We start from the raw sequence: 22,398 nt of genomic DNA on the forward strand, positions 1-22,398 counted from the left end.
ACGATCTGGCATCATCGGCGAAGTGCCTTCACCCACCGGAGCCCAGCATCTGGCCGACGCGCTGACCGCTCTGGGGACCGAAGTCGTCTTCGGTCTCCCCGGGGTGCACAACCTGCCGTTATGGGAGGCGCTGGCCGATACGGACATCCGGCTCGTCGGGGTCCGGCACGAGCAGACGGCCGGGTACGCGGCCGACGGTTACGCCCGCGCGACCGGGAAACTCGGCATCGCCATGGTGACCACGGGGCCCGGTGCCGCGAACACGCTCGCCGCCGTCGGCGAGGCGATGGCCTCGGCCGCGCCGATGCTGGTCATCGCGACCGACATCCCGTCCACGTTGCGGCGGCCGGGCGTGGTCCGCGGCGTTCTGCACGAGACGTCGGATCAGCAGGCCATGTTCGCGCCGGTGACCAAGGCCGGGTTCACCGTCCAGAGCGCCGACCAGGTCGCCGCGACCCTCCATCGCGCGGCCCGGCTCGCGCTCCAGCCGCAGAGCGGGCCGGTCTACCTCGGCATCCCCACCGACTTCCTGTCCGAGCGGACACCGGCCCGTCGTCCGCCGAGGTCGCACGCCCGGCCGTCCGAGATCCCTGACCTCTCCGAGGCCGAGGCGCTGCTGGCCACCGCCGAGCGGCCGGTGATCTGGGCGGGCGGCGGCGCGCTGCGCGCCGGGGCGGGTGAGGCGATCGGGAAACTCGCCGAACGGCTGGCCGCCCCGGTGCTCACCACGTTCGGCGCTCGCGGGCTCCTGCCGGTCGACCATCCCTGTCTCGCCCCGAACCCGGTGCACGCGCCCGAGGTCGGCGCGCTGTGGGACGAGGCCGACGTCGTCCTCGCCATCGGCACCGACTTCGACGGGCTGATGACGCAGAACTGGCTGATGCCGCAGCCGAAGAAGCTCATCGCGATCAACGTCGACCCGGACGACGCGGCCAAGAACTACCAGCCGGACATCACGCTGGTCGGTGACGCCCGGGTGCTCGCCGAGGCGTTGAAAGTCGAGGAGCGGCCCGGGATCGCGGCGCTCGTCGGCAGGCTCGCCAAGGTCTCCGCGCGGGTCCGGCAGCGGATCAAGGAAGAGGAACCACAGGCCGCGGATCTGTTGTCCACTTTGGACGAAGTGCTGCCGCGGGACGCCGTCGTGGTCGCGGACATGTGCGTGGCCGGATACTGGATCGGCGGGTTCCACCGCGTCCGCGCCCCGCGCAAACTCGCGTACCCGATGGGCTGGGGCACGCTCGGTTACGGCTTCCCGGCCGCGCTCGGCGCCGCCGCGGCGGGTGTCGGGCGTGCGATCTGCGTCAGCGGGGACGGCGGTTTCCTGTTCGGCTGCGGGGATCTCGCCACGCTGGCGCAGGAACAGCTGCCGGTCACGGTGATCATCGTCGACGACGGTGGCTACGGGATGCTCCGGTACGACCAGGACCGCGCCGGGCTGCCACGCCGCGGCGTCGACTGGGACAGCCCCGATTTCGTCGGCCTCGCGAGGTCTTTCGGGGTGCACGCGGACCGTGTCTCCGGATTCGGGCGCGCGTTCCGGCGGTTGCTCGGTGAGTTCGTCGATTCCGACGAGCCGAACGTGCTGGTCGTCCGCGCGAAGATGGCGCCGCCGCTCAACACCTCGCCGCGCTGGTACCGCAAGGGTTCTTCGTGACCGGGCTTCGCGTCGGCGTGGACATCGGCGGCACGTTCACCGATCTCTGCGTGCTCGACGAGACCGGTGTCGTCGCCGTCGGCAAGGTGCTGACGACGCACGACGAGCCCGCCCGCGCGGTCGAGGAAGGTCTCAAAACGACACTCGCCGACGCCGGGCTGGACGCGGCCGACGTCGAGCAGTTGGTGCACGGCACCACACTGGTCACGAACGCGCTGATCGAACGCAAGGGATCACGCACCGCGATGCTGGCGACCGCCGGCTTCCGTGACGTGCTGGAGATGCGGCGCGAGCACCGGTACGAGCTGTACGACCTCCTCATCGAGCTGCCGAAGCCGCTGGTCCCGCGCCATCTGCGGTTCGACGTCCCCGAACGGATCCTCGCCGACGGGACTGTCCACACCGGACTTGATGAGGATTACGTCGCGCGTCTCGGCCGTGAACTCGACGCCCGCGGGATCGACGCGGTGGCGATTTGTTTCCTGCACGCCTTCACGAATCCCGCGCACGAACGCCGGGCCGCCGACGTGCTCAAGGAGGTCGCGCCGCGACTGAGGGTCGCGTTGTCCAGCGAGGTCGTCCCGGAGATCCGCGAGTTCGAACGCGCGTCGACCACGGTCGCGAACGTCTACGTCCAAGACCTCGCCGAACGCTATCTGCGCGATCTGGAACGGCGTCTGCACGAGGCCGGAATCCGGCCGTCACCGCACATCATGCTCTCCAACGGCGGGATCGCGACGGTCGACACGGCCGCGCGCCACCCGATCCGCATCCTCGAATCCGGCCCGGCGGGCGGGGCGCTGGCCGCCTCCGCGATCGGGGCGGGCGCCGGTGTCGAGGATCTGCTCGCCTTCGACATGGGCGGCACGACGGCGAAACTGTGCATGATCTCCGGCGGTGCGCCGCTGGTGACGCACGAGTTCGAAGTGGACCGGAAATACCGGCTGCTGCCGGGATCCGGGCTGCCGGTCAAGGTCCCGGTCACCGACATGATCGAGATCGGCGTCGGCGGCGGCTCGATCGCCCGCATCGACGCGCTCGGCCTGCTCACCGTCGGCCCGGATTCGGCGGGTTCCGAGCCCGGCCCGGTGTGCTACGGGCGGGGCGGCACCGAACCCACCGTGACCGACGCGGACCTCGTGCTCGGCTACCTGGATCCCGGATATTTCCTCGGCGGCGGAATGACTTTGGACGCCGAGGGCGCACGCGAGGCGATCCGTTCGAAGATCGCCGGACCATTCGGCATCAGCGTCGAAGAGGCCGCCTGGGGCCTCCACACCAGCGTCAACGAGGACATGGCCAACGCCGCCCGCGTCCACGCCGTCGAGCGGGGCAAGGATCCGGCGAAGCTGCCGATGTTCACTTTCGGCGGTGCCGGAGGAGTGCACGGCGTCGGCGTGGCACGGGCGCTCGGCGTGCCCGAAGTGGTCGCCCCGCCGGCGGCCGGAGTGCTGAGCGCGGCCGGATTCCTCACCGCGCCGCTGGCCTTCGACTTCGTGCGCTCGGCACGTTCGGCGGTGCTCGATCTCTCCGGGGACCAGGTCGACGCGCTGTTCGCCGAGATGGAGACCGAGGGCAGGGAACTGCTGGAGAAGTCCGGTGTGGACGGTGCGCTGGTGACGCATCGCCGGATCGCGGAGATGCGGTACTCCGGTCAGGGCTACGAGATCCGCGTGCCGGTCGAGCCGGGGAAGTGGCCGGAGTCGCTGGTCGACGCGTTCACCGAGACCTATCGGACGCTGTATCGGCGGACCGGGCCGGACGTGGCCGTCGAGGTGCTCAACTGGCGGGTCGTGTCGAGCGGCCCGGTACCGGCGGTCACGCTGAGACTCGCGGCCGCCACGGCCGAAGGTGACGCGCGCAAGGGGAGCCGTCCGGCGTATTTTCCCGCCGAAGGTGGATTTGTCGACACGGCGGTGTTCGACCGGTACCGGCTGGTGCCCGGTGATCGCGTCGAGGGTCCGGCCATCGTCGAGGAGCGTGAGTCCACCGTGGTCATTCCCCCGGGCGCCCGGTGCGTGGTCGGCGAGGACGCCGGTCTGGTCGTGACGGTATGAGCGTCGACCCGATCCTCGTAGGAGTGCTGGGAAACCGGCTGCACTCGATCCTGGCCGAGCAGCAGAACGCGCTCGTCAACACGGCTTCTCCTCGGTGGTGCGGGAGTCGCTCGACCTCGCCTGCGCGGTGTTCGACTCGTGTGGCGAGATGATCGGCCAGTCCATCGGCGGGACTCCCGGCCACATCAACGCGATGGCGACCGGGATGCGCCACTTCGTCGCCGCGTTCCCGGAGGAAACCCTTATGCCCGGCGACGTCCTGCTCACCAACGACCCGTGGCAGACGGCCGGGCAGATCAACGACATCACCGTCGCCACACCGGTTTTCCTGCGTGGGCGGCTGGTCGCGTGGTTCGCTTCCTGTTGTCACGCACCGGATATCGGCGGCCGGCTGGTTTCGGCCGAGGCAGACGAGGTCTTCGAAGAGGGTTTGCGCCTGCCGATCATGAAGTTCCTCCGCGCGGGCGAGGTCAACGCGGATCTCGAACTGCTGATCCGCGCGAACGTCCGCACGCCGGAAGAGACCATCGGCGATCTGTACGCCCAGGTCACCGGGAACGAAGTCGGTGCCGCGAGCCTGGTTCGATTACTGGAGGAATTCGCTCTCGACTCGTTGGACGACATCGCCGCGGAAATCATGAACCGCTCCGAGTGGGCACTGCGCGACGCGCTGGCGAAACTGCCGGACGGCACGTACACCAGCGAACTGGTGACCGACGGGTTCGACGACGAAGAGGTCGTCCTCAAGGTCGCCGTGACCATCGACGGCGACGAAATCCACCTCGACTTCGGCGGATCGTCGCCGCAGAGCCGTCGCGGGATCAACGTCGTCCTCAACTACACGCGGGCGTACGCCTCGTTCGCGGTCAAGGCGGCCATTTCCCCGGAGGTGCCGCACAACGCGGGTTCGTTCCGGCCGGTGCACGTCACCGCGCCGGAAGGATCGGTGCTCAACTGCACGCCACCGGCGCCGGTCGCGTCCCGGCATCTGATCGGGCACTTCCTGCCGTCGTTGCTGATCACCGCGCTCCACGAAGCGTTACCCGGCAACGCGTTGGCGCACAGCGCGGACGCGTTGTGGATGACGATCTGGCGTGGCGCCGACGCGGCGGGCGACGAGTTCATGCTCACTGTCTTCCAGACCGGCGGCATCGGCGCACGGGCCACAAAGGACGGTCTGAGTACCACCGGATTCCCGAGTGGACTGCGCTCCACCCCGACGGAGGTCATCGAGACGATGGCGCCGCTGGTTCAGCGCGAACGCGTACTGCGAGCGGATTCCGGCGGCGCCGGACGGCGACGCGGCGGCCTCGGCCGGCGCACGTCGATGGCGGCGCGGGGCGAAATTTCGTGGAGTGTCAACGGGAATGTCGATCGGGTGCTTCGACCGGCGTCCGGTGTGGACTCGGGACACGATGGTGCCCCGGGCCGGTTCGGGCTCTCCGGCGGAGCCGACCTGCCGTCGAAAAGCCGGGTGAATTTGCGGCCGGACGACGTCGTGGACGTGATCCTGCCCGGCGGCGGCGGATACGGCGATCCGATCGACCGGGAGCTGGAAGCCGTGCTCGCGGACGTCGTCGATGGTTACGTCTCGGTGGAAGCGGCACGCGAACTGTACGGCGTCGAGGTCACCTATCACGGAGAACCGGGGGCGCTGGTGCGGCTTCCGGAAGACTACAGAGGGAAGAGATGAGCATGGGTCGGCTGGCAGGCAAGGTCGCGGTGGTCTTCGGCGGTGCGAGGGGCATCGGTCTCGCCACCGTGAAGGAGTTCGTCGCCGAGGGCGCGACCGTGTTCTCCAGCGACATCCGTGAACCCGCGGAATCCGTCGAAGGCGCCCGACACTCCCTTGTGGACGCCACCGACGAAGGACAGGTCGACGAGTTCGTGCGTGGTGTGGTCGCCGAAACAAGCCGGATCGACGTGCTGTTCAACAACGTCGGCATCCACCTCGGCAAACCGCTGGTGGACACCACGCTGGCGGAGTTCGACAACATCTTCGCGCTGAACGTGCGGGCCGCCTTCCTCGGCACGCGGGCCGTGCTGCCGCACATGATCGCGAACAAGGCGGGCAGCATCATCACGACGTCGTCCAACGGCGGTGTGATGGGCCGCCCCGGCGACCCGGTGTACAACGCCACCAAACACGCGCTGGTCGGCCTGACGAAGTCGATCGCCGTCGCGCACGCGCACCAGGGGATCCGGGCGAACACGGTCAACCCCGGCGCGATCGACACCGACATGCTGCGCGGCACACTCGCCTCGCCGGAGGACTTCGAGGCCAAGCAACACCAACTGACCGCGAGCACACCGGCCGGACGGGTCGGCGAGGCGTGGGAGGTCGCGAAGGCCGTCGTCTTCCTGGCGAGTGACGAATCGCGGTTCGTCAACGGGGTCGCGCTCCCGGTCGACGGCGCCAAGGCCGCCGGTGCCATGCCCGGCAACCGGTACAGTCTCGACTTCGAACTCGGCGTCAGGTAGCGCCATGTCCACTCCTGCCGCCGAAGAGACACTGGCCCGTGACCGGCCCCTGCTCGAACGGAGCGGGACGGCGGAACGGGTCGCCGAGATCCTGCGCCAGCGCATCACCGAAGGCGTTTTCCCGCCGGGGTCGAGGCTTTCCGAACCGTCGATCAGTGCCGCGCTCGGCGTTTCGCGCAACACCCTGCGCGAGTCGTTCCAGCTGCTGGCGCACGAGCGGCTCGCCGTGCACGAACTCAACCGCGGTGTGTTCGTCCGTGAGCTGACCGTGCAGGACATCTCGGATCTCTACGTGATGCGGCGGGTCACCGAATGCGGTGCGCTTCGGCGTGCGGCCGAACTGTCCACTGTGGATCTTTCGGGCATCGCCAACGCGGTGGCGCAAGGCCGTGCAGCGGCGGACGAAGGCGACTGGCAGACTGTCGGGACCGCGAGCATCGCGTTCCATCAGGCGCTCGGTGACCTGGCGGGCAGTGAGCGGGTCAGCACGACGATGCGCCAGGTGCTGGCGGAGACGCGGCTCTTCTTCGTGCTGGCGGAGAACACGCGCACGTTCTTCGAGCCGTTCCTGGAGCGGCACGAACGGATCCTGCGGGATCTGGAACGCGGACGGTTCGGGCCCGCGGAGGCGGCGTTGGAGAAGTACTTGCGGGATGCGGAGAAACAGCTTCTGGCCGCTTACGACCGCCGGGGTTGAGCCTCGGCGGGTGTGGTGGTGCTCAACCCGAGAGTCCGTGAACCCTCGCGCTCCGCGGTCGTCGGCCCGTTGGACCTTGACTGTGTGGCTTTCGGGACAACTGACGTCGCCTGCCCGACGGCAGCGAGCGGGGAAGTGCCGACCTTGGGTGTCGTGAAAGCCACTTTCGAGACATCAGATGTCTCGAAAGTGGCTTTCGCGACACCTGCCCGGGCGCGCGGAGGCGTCAGCAAGTGAGGGGAAGCCGACGATCGCGATCGCCGCGTAGGCCAGCCCGACGACGAGCGTCGGCAGCACGAGCGTCTCGTAATCGGCCGAGCCGAGGGGCAGCGTCACGTACGCGACGAGGCACGGCCAGGGCCCGGTTCACAGACCCACAATAATTGCAATTCGTCCTCTGGTTGCGGTAGTTGGCGGTACGAACTACCGCAACTAGAGGACGAAACGCGGGGTCAGGCGAAAGTGGCACCAGCCCAGCCCGCGTGCTCGGAATAGACCCCGTCACCGCCGGCTGTTCGTCGCGGACTGGGGGATCGCGGTCTCGCCGCCGCTGGTCGCCGGAAAGGCCGAACTGGACCTGCTCGCCTCGGCCTTGCCGCGTGCGCTGGACCGGCTGGCCTGACGGGTCATCCGGCGACAGCGGTCACCTGAGGCTGCCGAGGGAAGGCGTTCCGGTACGCCCCTGGCGAGACACCGACCTGCTTGAGGAAGTGGTGGCGCAGGTTGTTCGCGGTGCCGAGACCGCTGAGTTCCGCGATCCTCTCCACCGGGAGGTCAGTCGATTCCAACAGGCTCTGAGCCTGGGAAAGACGCTGGGTGAGCAGCCATTGCAGCGGCGTCGTGCCGGTGGCCTGCTGGAGACGCCGGTAGAAGGTCCGGCGGCTCATCATGGCGCGCCGCGCGAGATCTTCGATCGTCAGCGGCCGGTCGAGATGCGCTCTCGCCCAGTCGAGCACCGGCGCCAGCCCCTGGTCGTCGGTGGCCGGGACGGACAGGTCGATGAACTGGGCCTGTCCGCCCGGCCGGTGCGCGGGCACGACCATCCGGCGGGCCAGCTGGTTGGCCACATGCGCCCCGAGGTCACGGCGGACCAAGTGCAGGCACAGGTCCAGGCCCGCGGTCATCCCGGCGCTGGTGAGCACGTCGCCGTCGTCCACGTAGAGCACCGAGTCGTCGACCTCGACCTCGGGAAAACGCTCGGCCAGCAGTGCGGTGTGCATCCAGTGCGAGGTGGCGCGGCGGCCGTCGAGCAGCCCGGCCTCGGCGAGCGCGAAGGCTCCGGAGCACAGGGAAACCATTCGGGCGCCCGCGTCGTGGGCGCGGCGCAAGGCGCTGATCAGCTCGGGTGAGACCGGCGCGCCTTCGCTGAGGACCTCGTCCGGTACCGACGACACGATGACCGTGTCGGCGCCGACGATGTCCTCGAGCCGGTACGGGGTGCGCAGCGCGAATCCCGGGGCGGCCTCGGAGGCCCGGTCGCCGGTTCCGCACATCCGCAGGTCGTACCAGGGGTCGGCGAGATCGGGCTGCGGCATCCCGAAAACGGTGGCGGGAATGCTCACCTCGTACAGGTCCCAGAAGGCGACCCCGATCTCCTCGGGGACGACCAGTGCGACCGAACCAGCGCTCATGGCCACATCCTATGGCACTAATTTGGTGGTTCCGGTCATCAGTGTCACTGGCAGTGAAAAGTCCGGGTCGCGAGGCTGGACCCATGAGCACAACACCTGAGCGCGTCACCGTCATCGGCCTCGGCAACCTGGGCCGCGCGCTGGCCGAGACCTTCCTTCACCACGGCCACCCCACGACGGTCTGGAACCGCGACGCGGCCAAAGCGGAGGCTCTCGTCGCGGCCGGCGCGACGGCGGAGGCCACCGCCGCGGAGGCGATCTCGGCGGGTGACCTCGTGATCGTCGCACTGCTGGACTCCACCGTCTCCCGGCAGGTACTGGCCGGTGCGGCCGACGCGGTCGCCGGGCGCGCGCTGGTCAACGTCACCTCCGGCGGACCGGAGGACGCGCGGGAACTGGCCGCGTGGGCGGCCGAGCAAGGGGCGGACTACCTCCACGGCGCCGTCTACGCGGTGCCGCAAACGATCGGCACCACCGAGTCTTCGATCAGCTACAGCGGTTCCGAGAGCGTCCACCAGCGTTGGCAGACGCGGCTGGACCTGCTGGGGAAGGGCACTTTCCTCGGCACCGACGCCGGTCTCGCCTCGGGGTACGACGTCGCCATCCTGGCCGGGATGTACGGCATGATCGGCGGTTTCCTGCACGCCACGGCGATGGCGGCGGCGGCCGGGGTCCGCGCCACCGAACTGACGCCGATGCTGCTGTCCTGGCTCGCGGATTCGTTCCCGGCACTGTCCACTTTCGCCGAGGAGATCGACAGCGGCGGATACACCGGCGGGGAGTCCAGCCTGGCCATGAACCAGGCGGGCTTGGCCACGATCATCCGGGCCAGCCAGGAACTGGACGTCCCGGCGGGCACCCTGCTCCCGCTCAAGGACCTGATCGACCGGCAGATCGCCGCCGGACACGCCGCGGCCAGCCTCTCTCGAGCCGTCGAGTCCTTCCGGAGCGCGGCATGAGCACGACGACCGGCGACTTCGGCGAACTGGAAACCGAGTTCGACACCTACGTCGGAGCCATCAACTACGCCACGATGGTGACGGTCGACGCCGAGAACCGGCCGCGGACCCGCGTCCTCATCCCGGTGTGGGAGAAGGTCGACGGCAAGCCGCTCGGCTGGCTGGCCACCTACCGGACCCCGGTCAAGGCGGCGCACCTCGCAGGCAACCCGCACACCAACTTCTCCTACTGGGCGCCGGGGAACAACTCGGTGGCCGTCGACGCGGTCGCCGTCTGGGACAATGAGCCCTCGGTCAAGGAACACGTGTGGGACCTGTACCGCAAGACGAGTCCGCGCGGCGCCGGGTATCCGCTCGGCAACTTCTGGAAGTCCCCGGCCGATCCGCGGTTGCACGTGCTGCGGCTGACGCCGTGGCGGATCCAGGTGATCCGCGGGGCCGACCTGCGGAGCCGGATCTGGCGAGCGGACCGGACCTAGGGCTGTGGTGTCTGCTGGCTCGAAGTACACGAAGGACCCCTTCCTGTACCTAGGCGCAAGGTCCCGGCAAAGTCGCAGAGCTGCTGGTCAGCGCTGCTCTGGGTAACCGGATGTGACATCGCTGGTGCCCGTAAGGGTCGAGCGGGGAGGATTTCGGACGGTGTCTCCGTGACCTGCAAGACCTCGACCACGACCTCTCGAGCCCGAACCCCAGCGATCACCGCGCCCGGACGCAATGAAGGGGCCTTTCCCAGCGAAATTTCGCTGGGAAAGGCCCCTTCATGTCATCACCTCCGCGATCAGGGACGCGGAGTGTGACGCGCACGAGGGCCTCGCGCTCGGTCATGAAAGGCGCAGCCGACGGGACCAGGTCCCTTCATGACACCCCAGTGCGGCGGGCCCGCGTGGGCCCGCCTCAGCAGAGGCGGAGTTCGGTGCCCTCGGGGTCCGCGGTGGTGAACCACGCGGACGGCCTCGGTCTTACCTGGAAGTCATACGCCATACCGGCACATTAACCACCCGCCCCGACAATTCCGGGAGCTCATGCCCGCTGACCACGGTGAACCGCCACTTGTCGACCCCGCCGCCGATGATCTCGGCGTAGCGCCGGGCGCCGTCCGCGTTGGCGAAGCGCACTTGCTGGCCATTGGTGAGATGGGTGATCTTGACCGCCATCCGTGTCTCCTCTGCTCTGGTGCCGGCCCGCGGAGCTTCCCCCTCCGGGGCCGGCGCGGACAGTAGAACACACGTTCGATAGACGTGGCCAACCGAACCCCCCGCACGGGTCATCGCCGCATGGTCACCCTCGGCCAAGCGTCCAGCCCACAGGCGATTTCGTGGCTCCGGATGGCTCGCAGTCCCTCGGTGAGGTCGTCTTCGCCGAGCGTCACGAAGCCGAGCCGGGCGTAGTACGGCGCGTTCCACGGCACCTCGGTGTACGTCGTCAGCGTCAGCCCCGCGAGACCTTCGCGCGCGGCCCACTTCCCGGCGTGCTCGATCAGCTGCCGCCCGAGACCCCGCCGAGCGTGGTCCGGATGGACCGACACCTGCTCGATGTGGCCGTAGCCGTCGACGACCTCGGCGAGCAGGTACGCCAGCGGGCCGTCGCCGTCGTCGAGGACCCAGGCGCGGCCCGCGCTCCGGTAGGCCGCGAGGTCCTCGATCGAGGGCGGGTCGTCGTCGGCGATCGCGGCCATGCCGAGCGCGCGGAACGGTTCGCCGGCGGCCCGTTCGATGTCCTGGAGCACGGGCAGGTCTTCGAATGCGGCGAGTCGGATCACGCATCGAGTTCTACCCCGCCGTCGACGGCGGCCGCCCGCGAATTACCGCCCCGTCAGAGGGAAAACGACGAAACGGCCCGGTGGATCCTGCCCGCGTACGACTGAAGTGTGACGATGACGTTTCGTTTCGCGTCGTCGCTGATCCGAGTCGCGGGGGCGGCCAGGCTCAGCACCGCCGGCCGGTGCCCGGTGCTCGGGATCGGCACCGAACACGACCAGACCCCGTCGTCCAGTTCGCCCCAGCTGACCGAATACCGGTTGAGACCGGCACGTTTGACCTCTTCGCGCACGCTCGGCCCGCGCCGCTGGACGATCGACGAAAGCCGCCGTTCGCGTTCGCTTTCCGGCAGCATGGCGAGCAGCATCTTGCCCGACGCGCCCGCGCCGAGCGGGACGGAATGGCCTGGCTGGAAGGTGAAGCGCATCGCGCGTTCGCATTCGACCCGGTCCGCGCAGACCGCCGCGTCGCCGAAATGCTGGAACAGCAGGACGGTCTCGCCGAGATCGCGCGCGGCCTCCTCCATCGCCGGGCGGGCCAGCCTGGCGAGGTCGTTGGCCAGTTGAGCGGCCCGCGCGAGTGGCATCACCTGGCTCGTCACGTGGTAGCGCCCGGTCTTGCCCTCCTCCAGAAGCTGGAGTTCCTTCAGCAGTGCGACATAGCGGTACGTCGTGGCGACCGGGGTGCCGATCCTCGCGGCCAGTTCGGCGACGCTGGCGTCCCAGCGCCGTTCGGAAAAGGAGAGCAGCAGTTGCAGCACCTTTCGCGAACTGCTGGCGCCGGGAGTGCGTTTCGGGGGAGCGGTGGAGTCCAGGGATCGTGCGGCAGGCGTCATCTCGACCTCTCGCCGGGGCAACCACAAAGAGTCAAGAAAGTAGCACATTGTGTGAATTGCCGACCAGGGTCTTTGGTCCACGAACAAGCGGACTTCTTGCTAGGTTTGGATCATGGAAAAGCCATTGGCCGGCAAGATCGCCTTGGTCGCCGGAGCGACTCGCGGGGCCGGGCGGGGAATAGCGGTGCAGCTGGGGGCGGCGGGCGCGACCGTTTACGTGACCGGCCGGAGCACCGGTTCCCGGAGATCGGAAATGAACCGCCCGGAGACGATCGAGGAGACCGCGGCACTCGTCGACGAGGCAGGCGGGCGCGGGATCGCGATCGGTGTGGATCACCTGGTGGCCGACGAGGTTCGTGAGCTGGTCGCCAGGATCGACGCCGAGCAGGGCGCGCTGGACATCCTGGTCAACGACATCTACGGCGCGCCCATCGAATGGAACAAAACCGTCTGGGAGTCCACTTTGGACATCGGGTTGCGGACGCTGCGGCTGGCCGTCGACACCCATGCCATCACCAGCCATTTCGCCATCCCGCTCATGATCAGGAATCCGGGCGCGCTGGTCGTCGAGGTCAACGACGGGACCACCGAGTACAACTCGGGGAACTACCGGGTTTCGTTCTTCTACGACCTCGCCAAGACCGCGGTGAACCGGATGGCGTTCGCGCTCGCCCACGAATTGGAACCGCATGGCGGTACCGCGGTGGCGGTCACGCCGGGCTGGTTGCGTTCCGAAGCGATGCTCGACGCTTATCAGGTGACCGAAGACAATTGGCGGGACGCGACGAAGGTCCAGCCGCATTTCGCGATTTCTGAAAGCCCGGCCTTCGTCGGCAGGGCGGTCGCGGCGCTGGCCGGTGACGCGGAGGTGGCCCGCTGGAACGGGAAATCGGTGTCCAGCGGCGCATTGGCGAAGGATTACGGATTCACCGACCTCGACGGCAGCCGGCCCGACTGCTGGCGTTATCTCGTCGAGGTCCAGGATCCCGGCAAGCCCGCGGACGTCACCGGCTACCGCTGAGGAGTTCGCCGCAGGAAGGGCGTGAGCAGGCCGGGAGCGGCCTGCTCCGCCAGCGCCAGCCCGGCCGATTCGCCGACGTCGACCACCTGATAGCCGCCCCGGCCCGCCGCGATCGGGGCGGTCACGGTGATCAACCCGCCGCGGCGCTGGAAGAACGAGCGGCTGACGACCATCCCGGTGACCCCCTCGCGCCGGATCGCCACCGTCGCCCGCGCCAGTGAACCGGATCGGCTCACCAGGTACCGCCCGACGATCGCGTGGCCGAGGTTGCGGTAGCGATCCCAGCCCACGAGTGCGGCGAACGGCACCAGCCCGAGCGCGACCTGCCACATCCAGCCCGGCAGGAAATCGATCCACGCCAGGCCGGACAGCGCCGCCGCCAGGAGCAGCACGCCACCGACCGCCCGGGTGAGCCGCCGGGTCAGCGCCCGCCGCGGATGCCGGTCCAGCGGTACGGTCGCCGGGTCGAAGTTCTCTCGCAGCACCTCGGCCGCGACCTCGTGGACCCGGCCGACGGGCGCGGGCGGCAGCAGGAGACCGCCACCCTTGTCCCCGCCTTTGCCCTCGCGCAACCCGCCCGCGATCGCGGTGAGCCGCGCCCCGCCCGCGATCCGCAGCGGCAGCGGTTCCTTCACCTCGACGCCGCGAAGCCGGTCTTCTTCGATGGACACCGAACGCGTCGTGATCAGCCCGCGCCGAACGTGCAGGGTGCCTTCCGTTTCCCGGGTGAGCTTGAAGTTCCAGAACGAAAGCACGTAGCCGCCGACGGACAGCAGCGAGACGACCACCAGCAGCGCGACGGCCGCGATCACGACGATCAGCCACACGGCGGTGTTCGCCAGATCGTCCAGGAGATCCCGCAGCGGCCCGACGTTCTCCGGGGCGATGTTCAACTGGTGCGCGAAATGCCAGACCGCGGCGAACACCGCGCCCACCACGGCGAGCCCGGACAGCGTGAACGGCGCGTACCGGACCCACTTCCGGTCGACCTCCGCCACGACCTGCTCCGGCCGTGGCGCGGACTCGGTTTCGGCGGCGACTTCCTTGCGGTGCAGGAGAACAGTGCGCAGCCGATGTGCTTCGGTCGCACTGACGGCGTCGAGGACCAGCTGGTCGCCGCCCGCGCCCTGGACGGCCGAATTCCGTCCGGTGCCGATACGCACGGCGCTGAGGGAGAACAGGCGGTGCTTCGGTTCCGAGGTGACGTCGACCGTGCGGACGCGGTCGAGCGGGATGGCGCGATGCTTGCGCAGCAACAGTCCGGTGGTCCATTCCACCTGGCCGTCGGCGATGCGATAACGCGACGTGAGCACATGCGAGATGCCGACGAGCACGGTCAGCGCGGTGATGCCCAGCCCGACCCACTCCCAGCCGTTGCCCCGGCCGAGGATCACCGTCCCGATCAGCACCGGCAGTGATTTGACGACGTCGAGCACCGGCCGGATCAGCAACATCCGGCGGTCGAGGCGGTGCCACTGGTCGACGGCGGCCTCCGTCGGCGCTTCGGTGCTCATGTCGCGTCACCGGGGGTGGCCTGCGTGGTCTTCGTGAGCTCCGCGGCCAGCGCCAGCGCGTCGGCGTGGTCGAGCCCGGCGATCTTCACCGGTCCCGCGGCCGACGCCGTCGTCACGGTGATCTTCGCCAGCCGGAACAGCTGCTCGACCGGGTCCCGCTCGATGTCGACGGTCTGGATCCGCGAGATCGGCGCGATCCGCCAGTCCTGTTTGAGCCAGCCTTCCTGGGTGTACACGGCCTCGCCGGTGACCTCCCAGCGGTGGATCCGGTAGCGCCACTGCGGCATGACCAGCAGATGCAGCGGCGCGAGCACGCACGAGACCGTCAGCGTCACCGTGAGCCACGTCGGCGGGTCGTCGCTCGTGAACACGAACACCGCCTGCGCGCCGACGAGTATCACCCAGCCGACCGCGGCCCACACCGTCCAATACCCGATGGCGCGGCGGCTGACCCGGTTGGCGGGCGGGCGCAGACTGAGCCGTTCCGCCGGAGCTGTCTCGTCTGTCACCCCTTCAGCCTGCACCACCCCGGTACCGACCGCCCACGACAACCGTCACGCTTGGATAGGATCGCGGCCACCATCGGCGGAATGGATGCCCCCCATCGGGGCGTTGCCACCTGTAGACGGTTGTACGCACGAAACCTGGAGGATCTGGTGGCGCTGGACCCGGAAGACCTGTACGAGGTGGACTCGGACGTCCCTGACCTCGGCGGGGCCGTGCTCCTGCACTACTTCGACGGGTTCATGGACGCGGGTTCGGCGGGCAAACTCGTCGCCGAGCAGCTCCTGAACTCCGCCGAGCACCGCGTGATCGCGCGCTTCGACGTCGACCGCCTCATCGACTACCGCTCGCGCCGCCCCACGATGACCTACTCCGTCGACCACTGGGAGGCCTACGACGCCCCCGAACTGGTCGTCCACCTGCTGCACGACGCCGACGGCGTGCCGTTCCTGCTGCTCACCGGCCCGGAGCCGGACCACGACTGGGAGCGGTTCTGCGCGGCCGTGCGAGCGCTCGTCGAACGCTGGGACGTCCGGCTCACCACCGGTTTCCACGGCATCCCGATGGGCGCGCCGCACACCCGCCCGCTCGGTGTGACCGCGCACGCGACGCGGAACGAACTGGTCGGCGAGCACCGCCCGCTGCCCAACCGGATGCAGGTGCCGGGCAGCGTCGCCGGACTGCTGGAGTTCCGGTTCGGCGAGTGGGGCCACGACGCGTCCGGTTTCGCCGCGCACGTGCCGTCCTACCTGGCGGACTCGACGTACCCGAGCGCGGCACTGCACCTGCTCGGGGCCGTCGCCGAGGCGACCGGGCTGAACCTGCCGGACGGGAACCTGCGGGAAGCCTCGCACGAGGCGGAAGCCGAGATCGCCCGCCAGGTCGCCGGATCGGAGAAGGTCGCCGACGTCGTGCGCGCGCTGGAGCAGCAGTACGACACGTTCATGGAGGCGTCCGACAAGGAGAGCCTGCTCGCGGAGTCGGTCGAGCACATGCCGACCGCGGAGGAACTGGGGACGCAGTTCGAGCGGTTCCTCGCCGAGCAGCAGAACGGTGGCGACACCCCGGAACGCTGATCGCTGGCCGCCTGCGGCGCCTCCGGTCGCTTGCAGTACATGAAGGCCCCCTTCCTTGCGTCTAGCGCAATGAAGGGGGCCTTCATGTACTGGGGGAAGGGGCCTTCACGTGCAAGCGTTGTGACTGGCGGGGCTGGTGGGTCTGTGCCGGGCCGGACAGGCCGAGGACTTGACCGGACACGGTCAGCGCGGATCGTGTTGCTACGCCTCGAACCACCCGCCAGGAAGGTTGCCCCGGTCAGTGGTCGATGGCCACCAGTTCCCTCGAATGCTTCGGCCGTTCGATTTCGTCGACCAGCGCTACCGCGAGATCCGCGTAGGAGAACGGCTTGGCGTCCTCCGCGCGCGGCAGCACCCGGTGGTCCCCGCTGCGATATCGGCCCGTGCGTTCGGCGTGTTCGTCGAGCATCGTGGGCGGCGGCGCGACGATCACCCAGTCCAGTCCACCGCCGGACGCACGGAAGACTTCCAGTTCCGCCGTGTGCCCGAGGGAGAACTCGCGGTGCGCCGACGGCCAGCCCGGCTGGTCGTGGAAGGCGACACCCGGCGCGATCTCCAGCGCGGATCCGACGCCGACGACGACCAGCCGCGTGACCTCTTCCCGGCCGAGGCCGTCGATCAGCGCGTGCGCGGCGGCGGGGTAGTACTCCTGTGACGGCAGATCCGCGCGGTAGATCGAACTGATCGCGGCGTCGTGCCCGGCGGCTGCCTTCGCGACGTCGTCGGCGGACGTGACGTCGGCGGCGATCAAGGTGACCTTGTCCGCGGCGAGATCCTCGTGACGGCGGGGATCCCGGACGGCGGCGGTCACCAGGTGGCCGCGGCTCACGGCTTCGGCGACGGCCCGGCGTCCGCCGCGTCCGCCTGCCCCGAAGATGACGATCCTGCTCATCGTGCTCCCTTTTTCCGTGCCGGCACTCGGTCACCGGCGGCGAACGCGATGCTAGGAGCGGACCCCTCGGTTACCGCAACGAAACCGGCCCCTCGGGTGTTCTGGACCCGTTCACTCGAATGGTGCTGGTGTATCGGCCCGGAATTCGTCACCTGGCACCCCATTCAGCGCTGAAAACCTTGGGCCGATCGGCCCGCGGTACCTTCGGTGGGGGCGATTCCATGACCTTTATATGGAGGAAGTGAACCGGGTCGCCGGGGAACTGCGCGCGGAGATCGCCCGGCAAGGGGATCGCAGCTTCGACCGGGTCATCGAGTTCGAATACCTACGCCGACAATCAGGTCACCGCGCGGATCACCGGCTGGCGTCGCGTGATCCTGGCTGCTGAATCCGGCTGCGGGTGTGTCGTCCCTCCCATCACGGGAGATCGCCGTCCAGCCACGCGTAAGACCTCCTAGCGCATTTCGCGGACTTCGATCGTCCCGATCGCCGCCCAGGGGTGACTTTTCGCCGCCTCGACGGCTTGTTCGCGGCTCTCGCATTCGAGGATGGTGATACCGCCGACCTGCTCCTTCGTTTCGGCGAACGGGCCGTCGGTGAGCAGTGCCTTGCCGCCGCGGACGCGGACGGTCGTCGCCGACTCCGGTGCGTGCAGGCCCATTCCGTTGACGCGCATACCGCGCCGCGTCATCTCTTCGCCCCAAGCCAGACAGGGTTCGGTGATGTCGGTGTCACGCGTTTCGTCGTCGACGTTCCCGCAGAGCATGAGCAGGTATCGCACAGTTTCTCCTGGTGTCGCGCTGCTGGAGTTCGTGCCGCTCGCGGTCCCGTCAGGCACCGAATCCGTCGACAGCGCCCGGCCTCATGTGTCGCGAAAGCCACTTTCGCGACATCTGACGTCCCGAAAGTGGCTTTCGCGACACATGATGGGCGGTCGGACGCGAGCGGTATCAACGAATCGCCACCCTAGTCCGTGAGCCCGTCTTCGTAGGCACGCAGCGTATCGATGAACGTCCGGCGCTCGGCCGGGGTCAGCGGCGCGAGTGCCTTCTGCCAGGCGCGGGCGCCCTGCGCGAGCCAGCCGTCGATCGCGGGCCGCATCCGGTCGGTGATGCCGACGATCCGGCGCCGCCGGTCGGCCTCGTCCTCGCGCCGGTCGAGAACGTCCTTTTTGGTCAGTTCGCCCACCATCAGGCTCACCGTGGTCGGGGCGACCTCGAGCCGTTCGGCCAGTTCGTTCACCGTCATCGGCCCGTCGAAGAGCAGGTACGACAGCAGCGACAGATGACGCGGGGCCAGTGACAGGGATTGGAGTTCATCGGGGATCTTGATCCGTTTCGCGCGTCCGACCATGCGCGGCATGAGCAGCAGCAAGGCCCGCACGGCGTCGTCGACTTCCAGGTCTTCGGTTGACACCGGGCACCCTCCTGGATAGCTTTACAAGCAAAGAAGCTTTGCTTGTAAAGCAAAATGGCTTTCAGGACGATGTTACCTGGGGAGAGCTGTGGAAACGTTGCTGATGACCACCGCGGATGCCGAGACGGGGCGTCCGCGCACGACCCGCCTGCCTTACCGGCGGGCGGGGGACCGCTACCTGGTGGACGTGCCGGACACCGGGGCCCCGTGGGTTCGCGATCTCGGCAAGAGTCCACAAGCGACACTCGAGATCGGCGAGGTGCCGCACGCCGCCCGCGCCGTGCCGTTCGAAGGCGGTATCGCGTTGCATCCGCTCGAGATCGACGCCGCCCGGGGCCGGGCGATCGCCGATCAGCTGCTCGTCCACCACGGCGAACTCCGCAAGGCGCTGGCGGCCGCCCGTGCCGAACTCGACGGCGCGCCGCCGTGGGAAAGGCCGGTGTTGCACCGCGAACTGCTCGGAAACTGCGTGACCTTCTGCAACGGCCTGCGCATGCACCACCTTCGCGAGGACGGGGCGTTCACCGCGATCGAAAGGGCTCATCCCGGACTCGCGCCGGCGCTGAACCGGTTGCGTGCGGAGCATGAAACCGTGTCCCGCGCACTGCTCGCCCTCGATGATTTGCTGCAAGGCAGGGGAGAGTTCGAAAGCGCCGCGCTACGCGAGGAGTTCGAGCGAGTCGCCAAGGGGCTGGAAGAACACTTCGCCTACGAAGAAGCGAATCTGCTCCCGGCGCTTCGTGGCGGCGGTGCGCTGGACCTGGGAACACACGGCGAGGTTACTCCGAGCGGGTGAGAACCGCGGTGCGCCTGGCGGGCGACGGCGGTAACGAATGTCCGTTCCTGGGCGACTGATCGTTGTCCGCACCGATCGGCGCGACGCCCCCGACCGGAACAGTGAGAACCGATGAAGCTTCGAAGAGCCTCACTTCTGTCTCTCGTGGCCGCCGTGGCCGCGATCATGCTCGTTGCGCCGTCCTCCGCCCTCGCCGCCCCGCCGACCAGCGCGGTGGAGGTTTCGCCGACCACTGTCCAACGTGGACAGACGTTCACCGTCAAGCAAACCGTCTACAACGCCGACGCGACGTCGACCATCGAAGGTGGCAAGGCGACGCTCTACGGCAAGGAATCCTCCCTGCCGGGGATCGTCGACCTGGTGTCGTGTCCCGGCGCGTTCGCCTGCGACATGCTCGGTGGCAGCATCCGCGGCGGGGTCGGCACCGTGACGCCCGGCCAGAGCAAGACCGTGTTGTTCACCTTCCGGGTCAAGGACGACGCCCCACTGGGGAACGTCACCCTGCAGCACCAGTTCGTCGGTGACAACTACAGCTTCGAGATCCTCGACGGTCCCGTGCTGACCGTCACCGGCGCGCAGAGCGCCGCGGACCTCGGTGTCACACTGACCGCTTCCCCGCGCGGGATCCTGACGTCGGCGGTCGAGTACACGGTCAAGGTCACCAACTCCGGTCCGGGCACGGCGTCCGGGATCCGGGTCGCGTCGACCCTCGGCAACGGGCTGCGGTTCACCGGCTCGTCCACCTGCTCGAACCCGAGCGGGACGAAGGTCGTCAACTGCGACATCTCGTCGCTCGCGTCGGGAACCAGTGCCACGGCCAAGTTCTCGGTGGCCGCCGGACTGCTGGCCCTCGGACCGGTCAAGACGACCGCGAAGTTCACGCAGAGTTCCGTCGCCGACCCGAACGCCGCCAACAACACCGCGTCGTCGACCTGCACCGCGATCACCGGGCTCCTGCTCACCTGCTAGCCCCCCGCCATTCGGCGCCTGATTGCCGAGTTTCCGCAATCGGGTGCCGAATGGCGTCAGCGCAGCCGGGCGGCCCGTGAGTGGAGATAACGCTGGTGCGGCAGGCTTGCCGCGCGCCGCGCGGCCTCCACATAGGACTCGACGGCCTCGCCGGTGTCCCCGGCCATTTCGAGCAGATGCGCGCGAGCGGCGTGGAACCGATGATCGCCGGGGAGCCGGTCGCCGAGTCTTCCCAGTGCCGTCAGGCCTTCTCGTGGCCCTCGGACCATCCCGACGGCGACGGCGTGGTTCAGCGCGACCACGGGATTGTCGGAGAGTCGCAGCAGTAATTCGTACAGGGCTTCGATCTGTGGCCAATCGGTCTCTTCGGCGCTCGGCGCCTCGTCGTGCAGTGCGGCGATCGCCGCCTGGATCTGGAACTGCCCGGTCGGCCCGTTGGGCAGCGCTTCGGACAGCAGCGCGATCCCTTCGGCGACATACTCGGTGTTCCAGCGGCTTCGGTCCTGTTCGGACATCGGGACCGGCGTGCCGTCCGGTCCGACCCTCGCCGGACGGCGGGCGTCGGTGAGCAGCATCAGCGCGAGCAGTCCGGCGACCTCGCTGTCGTCCGGCAAGAGCCGATGGACGACCCGGGCCAGCCGGATGGCTTCGGCGGAAAGTTCGCTCCGCACCAGGTCAGGGCCGGACGTGCTGGCGTATCCCTCGGTGAAGACCAGGTACAGCACGTGGAGCACCGCGTCGAGCCGCGCCATTCGGTCGGCCGCCGGCGGCATGCCGAACGGGACGCCGCTGGTCTTGATACCGGTCTTCGCACGGCTGATCCGCCGGGTCATCGTCGCTTCGGGGACCAGGAACGCGCGCGCGATCTCCGCCGTGGTGAGGCCGCCCACCGCCCGCAGCGTCAGCGCGATCTGCGACGACGGCGACAGGGACGGGTGGCAGCACAGGAAAAGCAGGACGAGCGTGTCGTCGGAGTCGGTGGCCCGCCGATCCGCCGCGGGGGCGAGGTGCTCCTCCGGCAAGGTCCACTGGACGACGGTGTCCTCGCGACGGCGCCGCGCCTGCTCGCCGCGGAGCAGATCGGTCAGCCGTCGCGAGGCGACGGTGATGAGCCACGCCCGCGGATTGTCCGGCAGCCCGTCGGAGGGCCACTGCGTCGCGGCCGCGAGCAACGCTTCCTGCGTCGCGTCCTCCGCCAGGTCGAAGTGGCCGTACCGGCGGACGACGGCGCCGAGGACCTGCGGCGACAGCTCGCGTAGCAGGCCCTCGAAGCCGCTGTCCGGCATCTAGAGCTCCAGTTCTTCGAAGCTGTCGGCGCACGGCCGGATGTCGACGTACCAGTCGCGGCCGAGGTCGGTGCCTTCCGGATACGGGGTGGCCGCCAGCTTGGCCGCGATCTCGGTCGCGCGGTCGTAGCTCGCGCAGTCGACGGTCGTGTACCCGACCAGGACTTCTTGCGTCTCGGCGTAGGGCCCGTCGGTCACCACGGGAGCGCCGTCGCGCAGGGAGATGCGGCGGGCGTGCGCCGGCTGGGAGAGCCCCTGCGCGGTGACGAACTCGCCGGACTCGACCAGGTCGTTGTTCCATGCGGCCATGAACTCGTGCAGGGCCGTGATGTCGTCTGCGCTCCACTTGCCGCCGATGCTGTCGAGATCCTGCTGCGACCCGAACATCATGATCATGTATTTCATGGTTTCTCCTCTCGGCAGGCACCTCGTCGGTGCCTTTCTACCGGAGACGTCGGAGCCGCCGGACCAGACCGGACACGGTCGCCGGAGATTCTCCCCCCATCGCGATCGGCGGTGGTGTTCATCGCGTCGGCCGGTGATCTTCGCGTAGAGATGCTCGCCGCCGAGGACCGGCGGTCGCTGTCGTCCCAGGTGCTCGGGTCGATCGTCGGTACGAGACCCCACCCCCATGCGATTCGTCCTCTGGTTGCGGTCCTTGCGCACGCAACTACCGCAACCAGAGGACGAATCGCGGGGAGGGGGTGTGGGCTTGACCGGTCCAGACCATTCGTCCCCTAACGCAGCGTGCCGATCCACGTTCGCGTGATCACTCCACGAGAAAGGTCGGGACACCGGGAACCGAGGACGACTTCCCGACGACTTGTGGGGCTGAATCGTGCGGCCTGGCGAG

24 protein-coding genes and 1 pseudogene are annotated in these 22,398 nt (G+C 68.8%); 12 read left to right on the forward strand and 13 right to left on the reverse strand.

Features of this window, described 5'->3' with window-relative positions; genetic code table 11:
• The first annotated feature begins 22 nt into the window (after window positions 1-22).
• The 5 genes and pseudogenes from BS329_RS13390 (at window position 23) to BS329_RS13410 (ending at window position 6,889) form a co-directional block, all read left to right on the forward strand.
• Window positions 23-1,654, forward strand: a complete 1,632-nt coding sequence (locus BS329_RS13390) for a thiamine pyrophosphate-binding protein (RefSeq protein WP_076160014.1) — start codon at window positions 23-25, stop codon at window positions 1,652-1,654.
• Window positions 1,651-3,711 carry a hydantoinase/oxoprolinase family protein gene (locus tag BS329_RS13395; RefSeq protein WP_076160017.1) on the forward strand — a complete coding sequence of 687 codons (2,061 nt, stop codon included), beginning with the start codon at window positions 1,651-1,653 and terminating at the stop codon, window positions 3,709-3,711. The genes BS329_RS13390 and BS329_RS13395 overlap by 4 nt, the downstream gene beginning before the upstream one ends.
• Window positions 3,708-5,404: pseudogene (locus tag BS329_RS13400) on the forward strand (hydantoinase B/oxoprolinase family protein). The gene BS329_RS13395 and the pseudogene BS329_RS13400 overlap by 4 nt, the downstream one beginning before the upstream one ends.
• Before the next feature lie 2 nt (window positions 5,405-5,406).
• On the forward strand, window positions 5,407-6,192 hold the full coding sequence (locus BS329_RS13405; protein ID WP_076160020.1) for an SDR family NAD(P)-dependent oxidoreductase: 786 nt from the start codon (window positions 5,407-5,409) through the stop codon (window positions 6,190-6,192).
• 4 nt (window positions 6,193-6,196) lie between these two features.
• The gene (locus tag BS329_RS13410; RefSeq protein ID WP_076160022.1) at window positions 6,197-6,889 is read left to right on the forward strand and encodes a GntR family transcriptional regulator; all 693 of its coding nucleotides are present in this window, start codon (window positions 6,197-6,199) and stop codon (window positions 6,887-6,889) included.
• Between the two features lie 174 nt (window positions 6,890-7,063).
• On the opposite strand, the gene BS329_RS44510 is transcribed toward BS329_RS13410, so the two are convergent.
• The 3 genes from BS329_RS44510 to BS329_RS13415 form a co-directional block, all read right to left on the reverse strand.
• Window positions 7,064-7,225 carry a hypothetical protein gene (locus BS329_RS44510; RefSeq protein WP_244197128.1) on the reverse strand — a complete coding sequence of 54 codons (162 nt, stop codon included), beginning with the start codon at window positions 7,223-7,225 and terminating at the stop codon, window positions 7,064-7,066.
• Window positions 7,226-7,390: 165 nt separating this feature from the next.
• On the reverse strand, window positions 7,391-7,519 hold the full coding sequence (locus BS329_RS45160; RefSeq protein ID WP_279628148.1) for a hypothetical protein: 129 nt from the start codon (window positions 7,517-7,519) through the stop codon (window positions 7,391-7,393).
• Window positions 7,516-8,520: a GlxA family transcriptional regulator gene (locus BS329_RS13415; RefSeq protein WP_076160025.1), complete on the reverse strand. Its 1,005-nt coding sequence runs from the start codon at window positions 8,518-8,520 to the stop codon at window positions 7,516-7,518. Before BS329_RS13415 ends, BS329_RS45160 begins: the two co-directional genes overlap by 4 nt.
• Window positions 8,521-8,603: 83 nt before the next feature.
• Between BS329_RS13415 and BS329_RS13420 the strand changes: the two genes are divergently transcribed.
• Together BS329_RS13420 and BS329_RS13425 are read left to right on the forward strand one after the other, a co-directional pair.
• Entirely contained in the window at window positions 8,604-9,479 is an 876-nt protein-coding gene (locus tag BS329_RS13420) for an imine reductase family protein (RefSeq protein WP_076160028.1), read from the forward strand.
• Window positions 9,476-9,958 (forward strand): pyridoxamine 5'-phosphate oxidase family protein, encoded by a 483-nt coding sequence (locus BS329_RS13425; protein ID WP_076160031.1) that lies wholly within the window; start codon window positions 9,476-9,478, stop codon window positions 9,956-9,958. Before BS329_RS13420 ends, BS329_RS13425 begins: the two co-directional genes overlap by 4 nt.
• 480 nt (window positions 9,959-10,438) lie before the next feature.
• Here BS329_RS13425 and BS329_RS13430 read toward each other — a convergent pair whose 3' ends face one another.
• The 3 genes from BS329_RS13430 to BS329_RS13440 all read right to left on the reverse strand — a co-directional run bounded on the left by BS329_RS13430 (window position 10,439) and on the right by BS329_RS13440 (window position 12,071).
• A complete protein-coding gene (locus BS329_RS13430) occupies window positions 10,439-10,633 on the reverse strand; it encodes a hypothetical protein (RefSeq protein ID WP_076160033.1) in 195 nt (64 codons plus the stop codon).
• A gap of 110 nt (window positions 10,634-10,743) precedes the next feature.
• A complete protein-coding gene (locus BS329_RS13435) occupies window positions 10,744-11,238 on the reverse strand; it encodes a GNAT family N-acetyltransferase (RefSeq protein ID WP_076160036.1) in 495 nt (164 codons plus the stop codon).
• A 53-nt stretch (window positions 11,239-11,291) separates the two neighbouring features.
• Window positions 11,292-12,071: an IclR family transcriptional regulator gene (locus BS329_RS13440; RefSeq protein ID WP_076160038.1), complete on the reverse strand. Its 780-nt coding sequence runs from the start codon at window positions 12,069-12,071 to the stop codon at window positions 11,292-11,294.
• Window positions 12,072-12,183: 112 nt separating this feature from the next.
• Between BS329_RS13440 and BS329_RS13445 the strand changes: the two genes are divergently transcribed.
• Complete coding sequence (locus BS329_RS13445) at window positions 12,184-13,092, forward strand: SDR family oxidoreductase (RefSeq protein ID WP_076160041.1); 909 nt, start codon at window positions 12,184-12,186, stop codon at window positions 13,090-13,092.
• Here the strand turns inward: BS329_RS13445 and BS329_RS13450 are convergent.
• Both BS329_RS13450 and BS329_RS13455 read right to left on the reverse strand, forming a co-directional pair.
• Window positions 13,083-14,606 carry a PH domain-containing protein gene (locus BS329_RS13450; protein ID WP_076160044.1) on the reverse strand — a complete coding sequence of 508 codons (1,524 nt, stop codon included), beginning with the start codon at window positions 14,604-14,606 and terminating at the stop codon, window positions 13,083-13,085. The genes BS329_RS13445 and BS329_RS13450 overlap by 10 nt on opposite strands.
• The gene (locus BS329_RS13455; RefSeq protein ID WP_076160046.1) at window positions 14,603-15,157 is read right to left on the reverse strand and encodes a PH domain-containing protein; all 555 of its coding nucleotides are present in this window, start codon (window positions 15,155-15,157) and stop codon (window positions 14,603-14,605) included. Before BS329_RS13455 ends, BS329_RS13450 begins: the two co-directional genes overlap by 4 nt.
• 105 nt (window positions 15,158-15,262) lie before the next feature.
• Here BS329_RS13455 and BS329_RS13460 point away from each other — a divergent pair, with 105 nt between their 5' ends.
• A complete protein-coding gene (locus BS329_RS13460) occupies window positions 15,263-16,186 on the forward strand; it encodes a proteasome assembly chaperone family protein (RefSeq protein ID WP_076160049.1) in 924 nt (307 codons plus the stop codon).
• Window positions 16,187-16,424: 238 nt separating this feature from the next.
• On the opposite strand, the gene BS329_RS13465 is transcribed toward BS329_RS13460, so the two are convergent.
• Window positions 16,425-17,078, reverse strand: coding sequence for an NAD(P)-dependent oxidoreductase (locus BS329_RS13465; RefSeq protein WP_084749611.1), 654 nt, complete (start codon window positions 17,076-17,078; stop codon window positions 16,425-16,427).
• Window positions 17,079-17,310: 232 nt separating this feature from the next.
• Between BS329_RS13465 and BS329_RS44515 the strand changes: the two genes are divergently transcribed.
• A complete protein-coding gene (locus BS329_RS44515) occupies window positions 17,311-17,466 on the forward strand; it encodes a hypothetical protein (RefSeq protein WP_244197130.1) in 156 nt (51 codons plus the stop codon).
• Window positions 17,467-17,532: 66 nt separating this feature from the next.
• On the opposite strand, the gene BS329_RS13470 is transcribed toward BS329_RS44515, so the two are convergent.
• Window positions 17,533-17,859: a YciI family protein gene (locus BS329_RS13470; protein WP_076160051.1), complete on the reverse strand. Its 327-nt coding sequence runs from the start codon at window positions 17,857-17,859 to the stop codon at window positions 17,533-17,535.
• A gap of 185 nt (window positions 17,860-18,044) precedes the next feature.
• Entirely contained in the window at window positions 18,045-18,494 is a 450-nt protein-coding gene (locus tag BS329_RS13475) for a MarR family winged helix-turn-helix transcriptional regulator (RefSeq protein ID WP_076160054.1), read from the reverse strand.
• An 88-nt stretch (window positions 18,495-18,582) separates the two neighbouring features.
• Between BS329_RS13475 and BS329_RS13480 the strand changes: the two genes are divergently transcribed.
• Both BS329_RS13480 and BS329_RS13485 read left to right on the forward strand, forming a co-directional pair.
• Window positions 18,583-19,290, forward strand: coding sequence for a nitroreductase/quinone reductase family protein (locus tag BS329_RS13480; protein ID WP_279628149.1), 708 nt, complete (start codon window positions 18,583-18,585; stop codon window positions 19,288-19,290).
• A gap of 111 nt (window positions 19,291-19,401) precedes the next feature.
• Window positions 19,402-20,259, forward strand: a complete 858-nt coding sequence (locus BS329_RS13485) for a DUF11 domain-containing protein (RefSeq protein WP_084749613.1) — start codon at window positions 19,402-19,404, stop codon at window positions 20,257-20,259.
• Window positions 20,260-20,315: 56 nt separating this feature from the next.
• Here the strand turns inward: BS329_RS13485 and BS329_RS13490 are convergent, their stop codons facing one another.
• Window positions 20,316-21,545 (reverse strand): RNA polymerase sigma factor, encoded by a 1,230-nt coding sequence (locus BS329_RS13490; RefSeq protein WP_076160059.1) that lies wholly within the window; start codon window positions 21,543-21,545, stop codon window positions 20,316-20,318.
• Window positions 21,546-21,950 carry a YciI family protein gene (locus BS329_RS13495; protein ID WP_076160061.1) on the reverse strand — a complete coding sequence of 135 codons (405 nt, stop codon included), beginning with the start codon at window positions 21,948-21,950 and terminating at the stop codon, window positions 21,546-21,548.
• Window positions 21,951-22,398 lie beyond the last annotated feature (448 nt).

The organism is Amycolatopsis coloradensis, assembly GCF_001953865.1.
Lineage (GTDB): Bacteria > Actinomycetota > Actinomycetes > Mycobacteriales > Pseudonocardiaceae > Amycolatopsis > Amycolatopsis coloradensis.

Bases quoted from the DNA above. Each gene is read 5' to 3' on its own strand.
- BS329_RS13405 (WP_076160020.1), top strand. From the start codon at position 5,407: ATGGGTCGGCTGGCAGGCAAGGTCGCGGTGGTCTTCGGCGGTGCGAGG.
- BS329_RS13410 (WP_076160022.1), top strand. From the start codon at position 6,197: ATGTCCACTCCTGCCGCCGAAGAGACACTGGCCCGTGACCGGCCCCTG.
- BS329_RS45160 (WP_279628148.1), bottom strand. From the start codon at position 7,519: ATGACCCGTCAGGCCAGCCGGTCCAGCGCACGCGGCAAGGCCGAGGCG.
- BS329_RS13415 (WP_076160025.1), bottom strand. From the start codon at position 8,520: ATGAGCGCTGGTTCGGTCGCACTGGTCGTCCCCGAGGAGATCGGGGTC.
- BS329_RS13420 (WP_076160028.1), top strand. From the start codon at position 8,604: ATGAGCACAACACCTGAGCGCGTCACCGTCATCGGCCTCGGCAACCTG.
- BS329_RS13425 (WP_076160031.1), top strand. From the start codon at position 9,476: ATGAGCACGACGACCGGCGACTTCGGCGAACTGGAAACCGAGTTCGAC.
- BS329_RS13430 (WP_076160033.1), bottom strand. From the start codon at position 10,633: ATGGCGGTCAAGATCACCCATCTCACCAATGGCCAGCAAGTGCGCTTC.
- BS329_RS13440 (WP_076160038.1), bottom strand. From the start codon at position 12,071: ATGACGCCTGCCGCACGATCCCTGGACTCCACCGCTCCCCCGAAACGC.
- BS329_RS13445 (WP_076160041.1), top strand. From the start codon at position 12,184: ATGGAAAAGCCATTGGCCGGCAAGATCGCCTTGGTCGCCGGAGCGACT.
- BS329_RS13450 (WP_076160044.1), bottom strand. From the start codon at position 14,606: ATGAGCACCGAAGCGCCGACGGAGGCCGCCGTCGACCAGTGGCACCGC.
- BS329_RS13465 (WP_084749611.1), bottom strand. From the start codon at position 17,078: ATGAGCAGGATCGTCATCTTCGGGGCAGGCGGACGCGGCGGACGCCGG.
- BS329_RS44515 (WP_244197130.1), top strand. From the start codon at position 17,311: ATGGAGGAAGTGAACCGGGTCGCCGGGGAACTGCGCGCGGAGATCGCC.
- BS329_RS13485 (WP_084749613.1), top strand. From the start codon at position 19,402: ATGAAGCTTCGAAGAGCCTCACTTCTGTCTCTCGTGGCCGCCGTGGCC.
- BS329_RS13490 (WP_076160059.1), bottom strand. From the start codon at position 21,545: ATGCCGGACAGCGGCTTCGAGGGCCTGCTACGCGAGCTGTCGCCGCAG.
- BS329_RS13495 (WP_076160061.1), bottom strand. From the start codon at position 21,950: ATGAAATACATGATCATGATGTTCGGGTCGCAGCAGGATCTCGACAGC.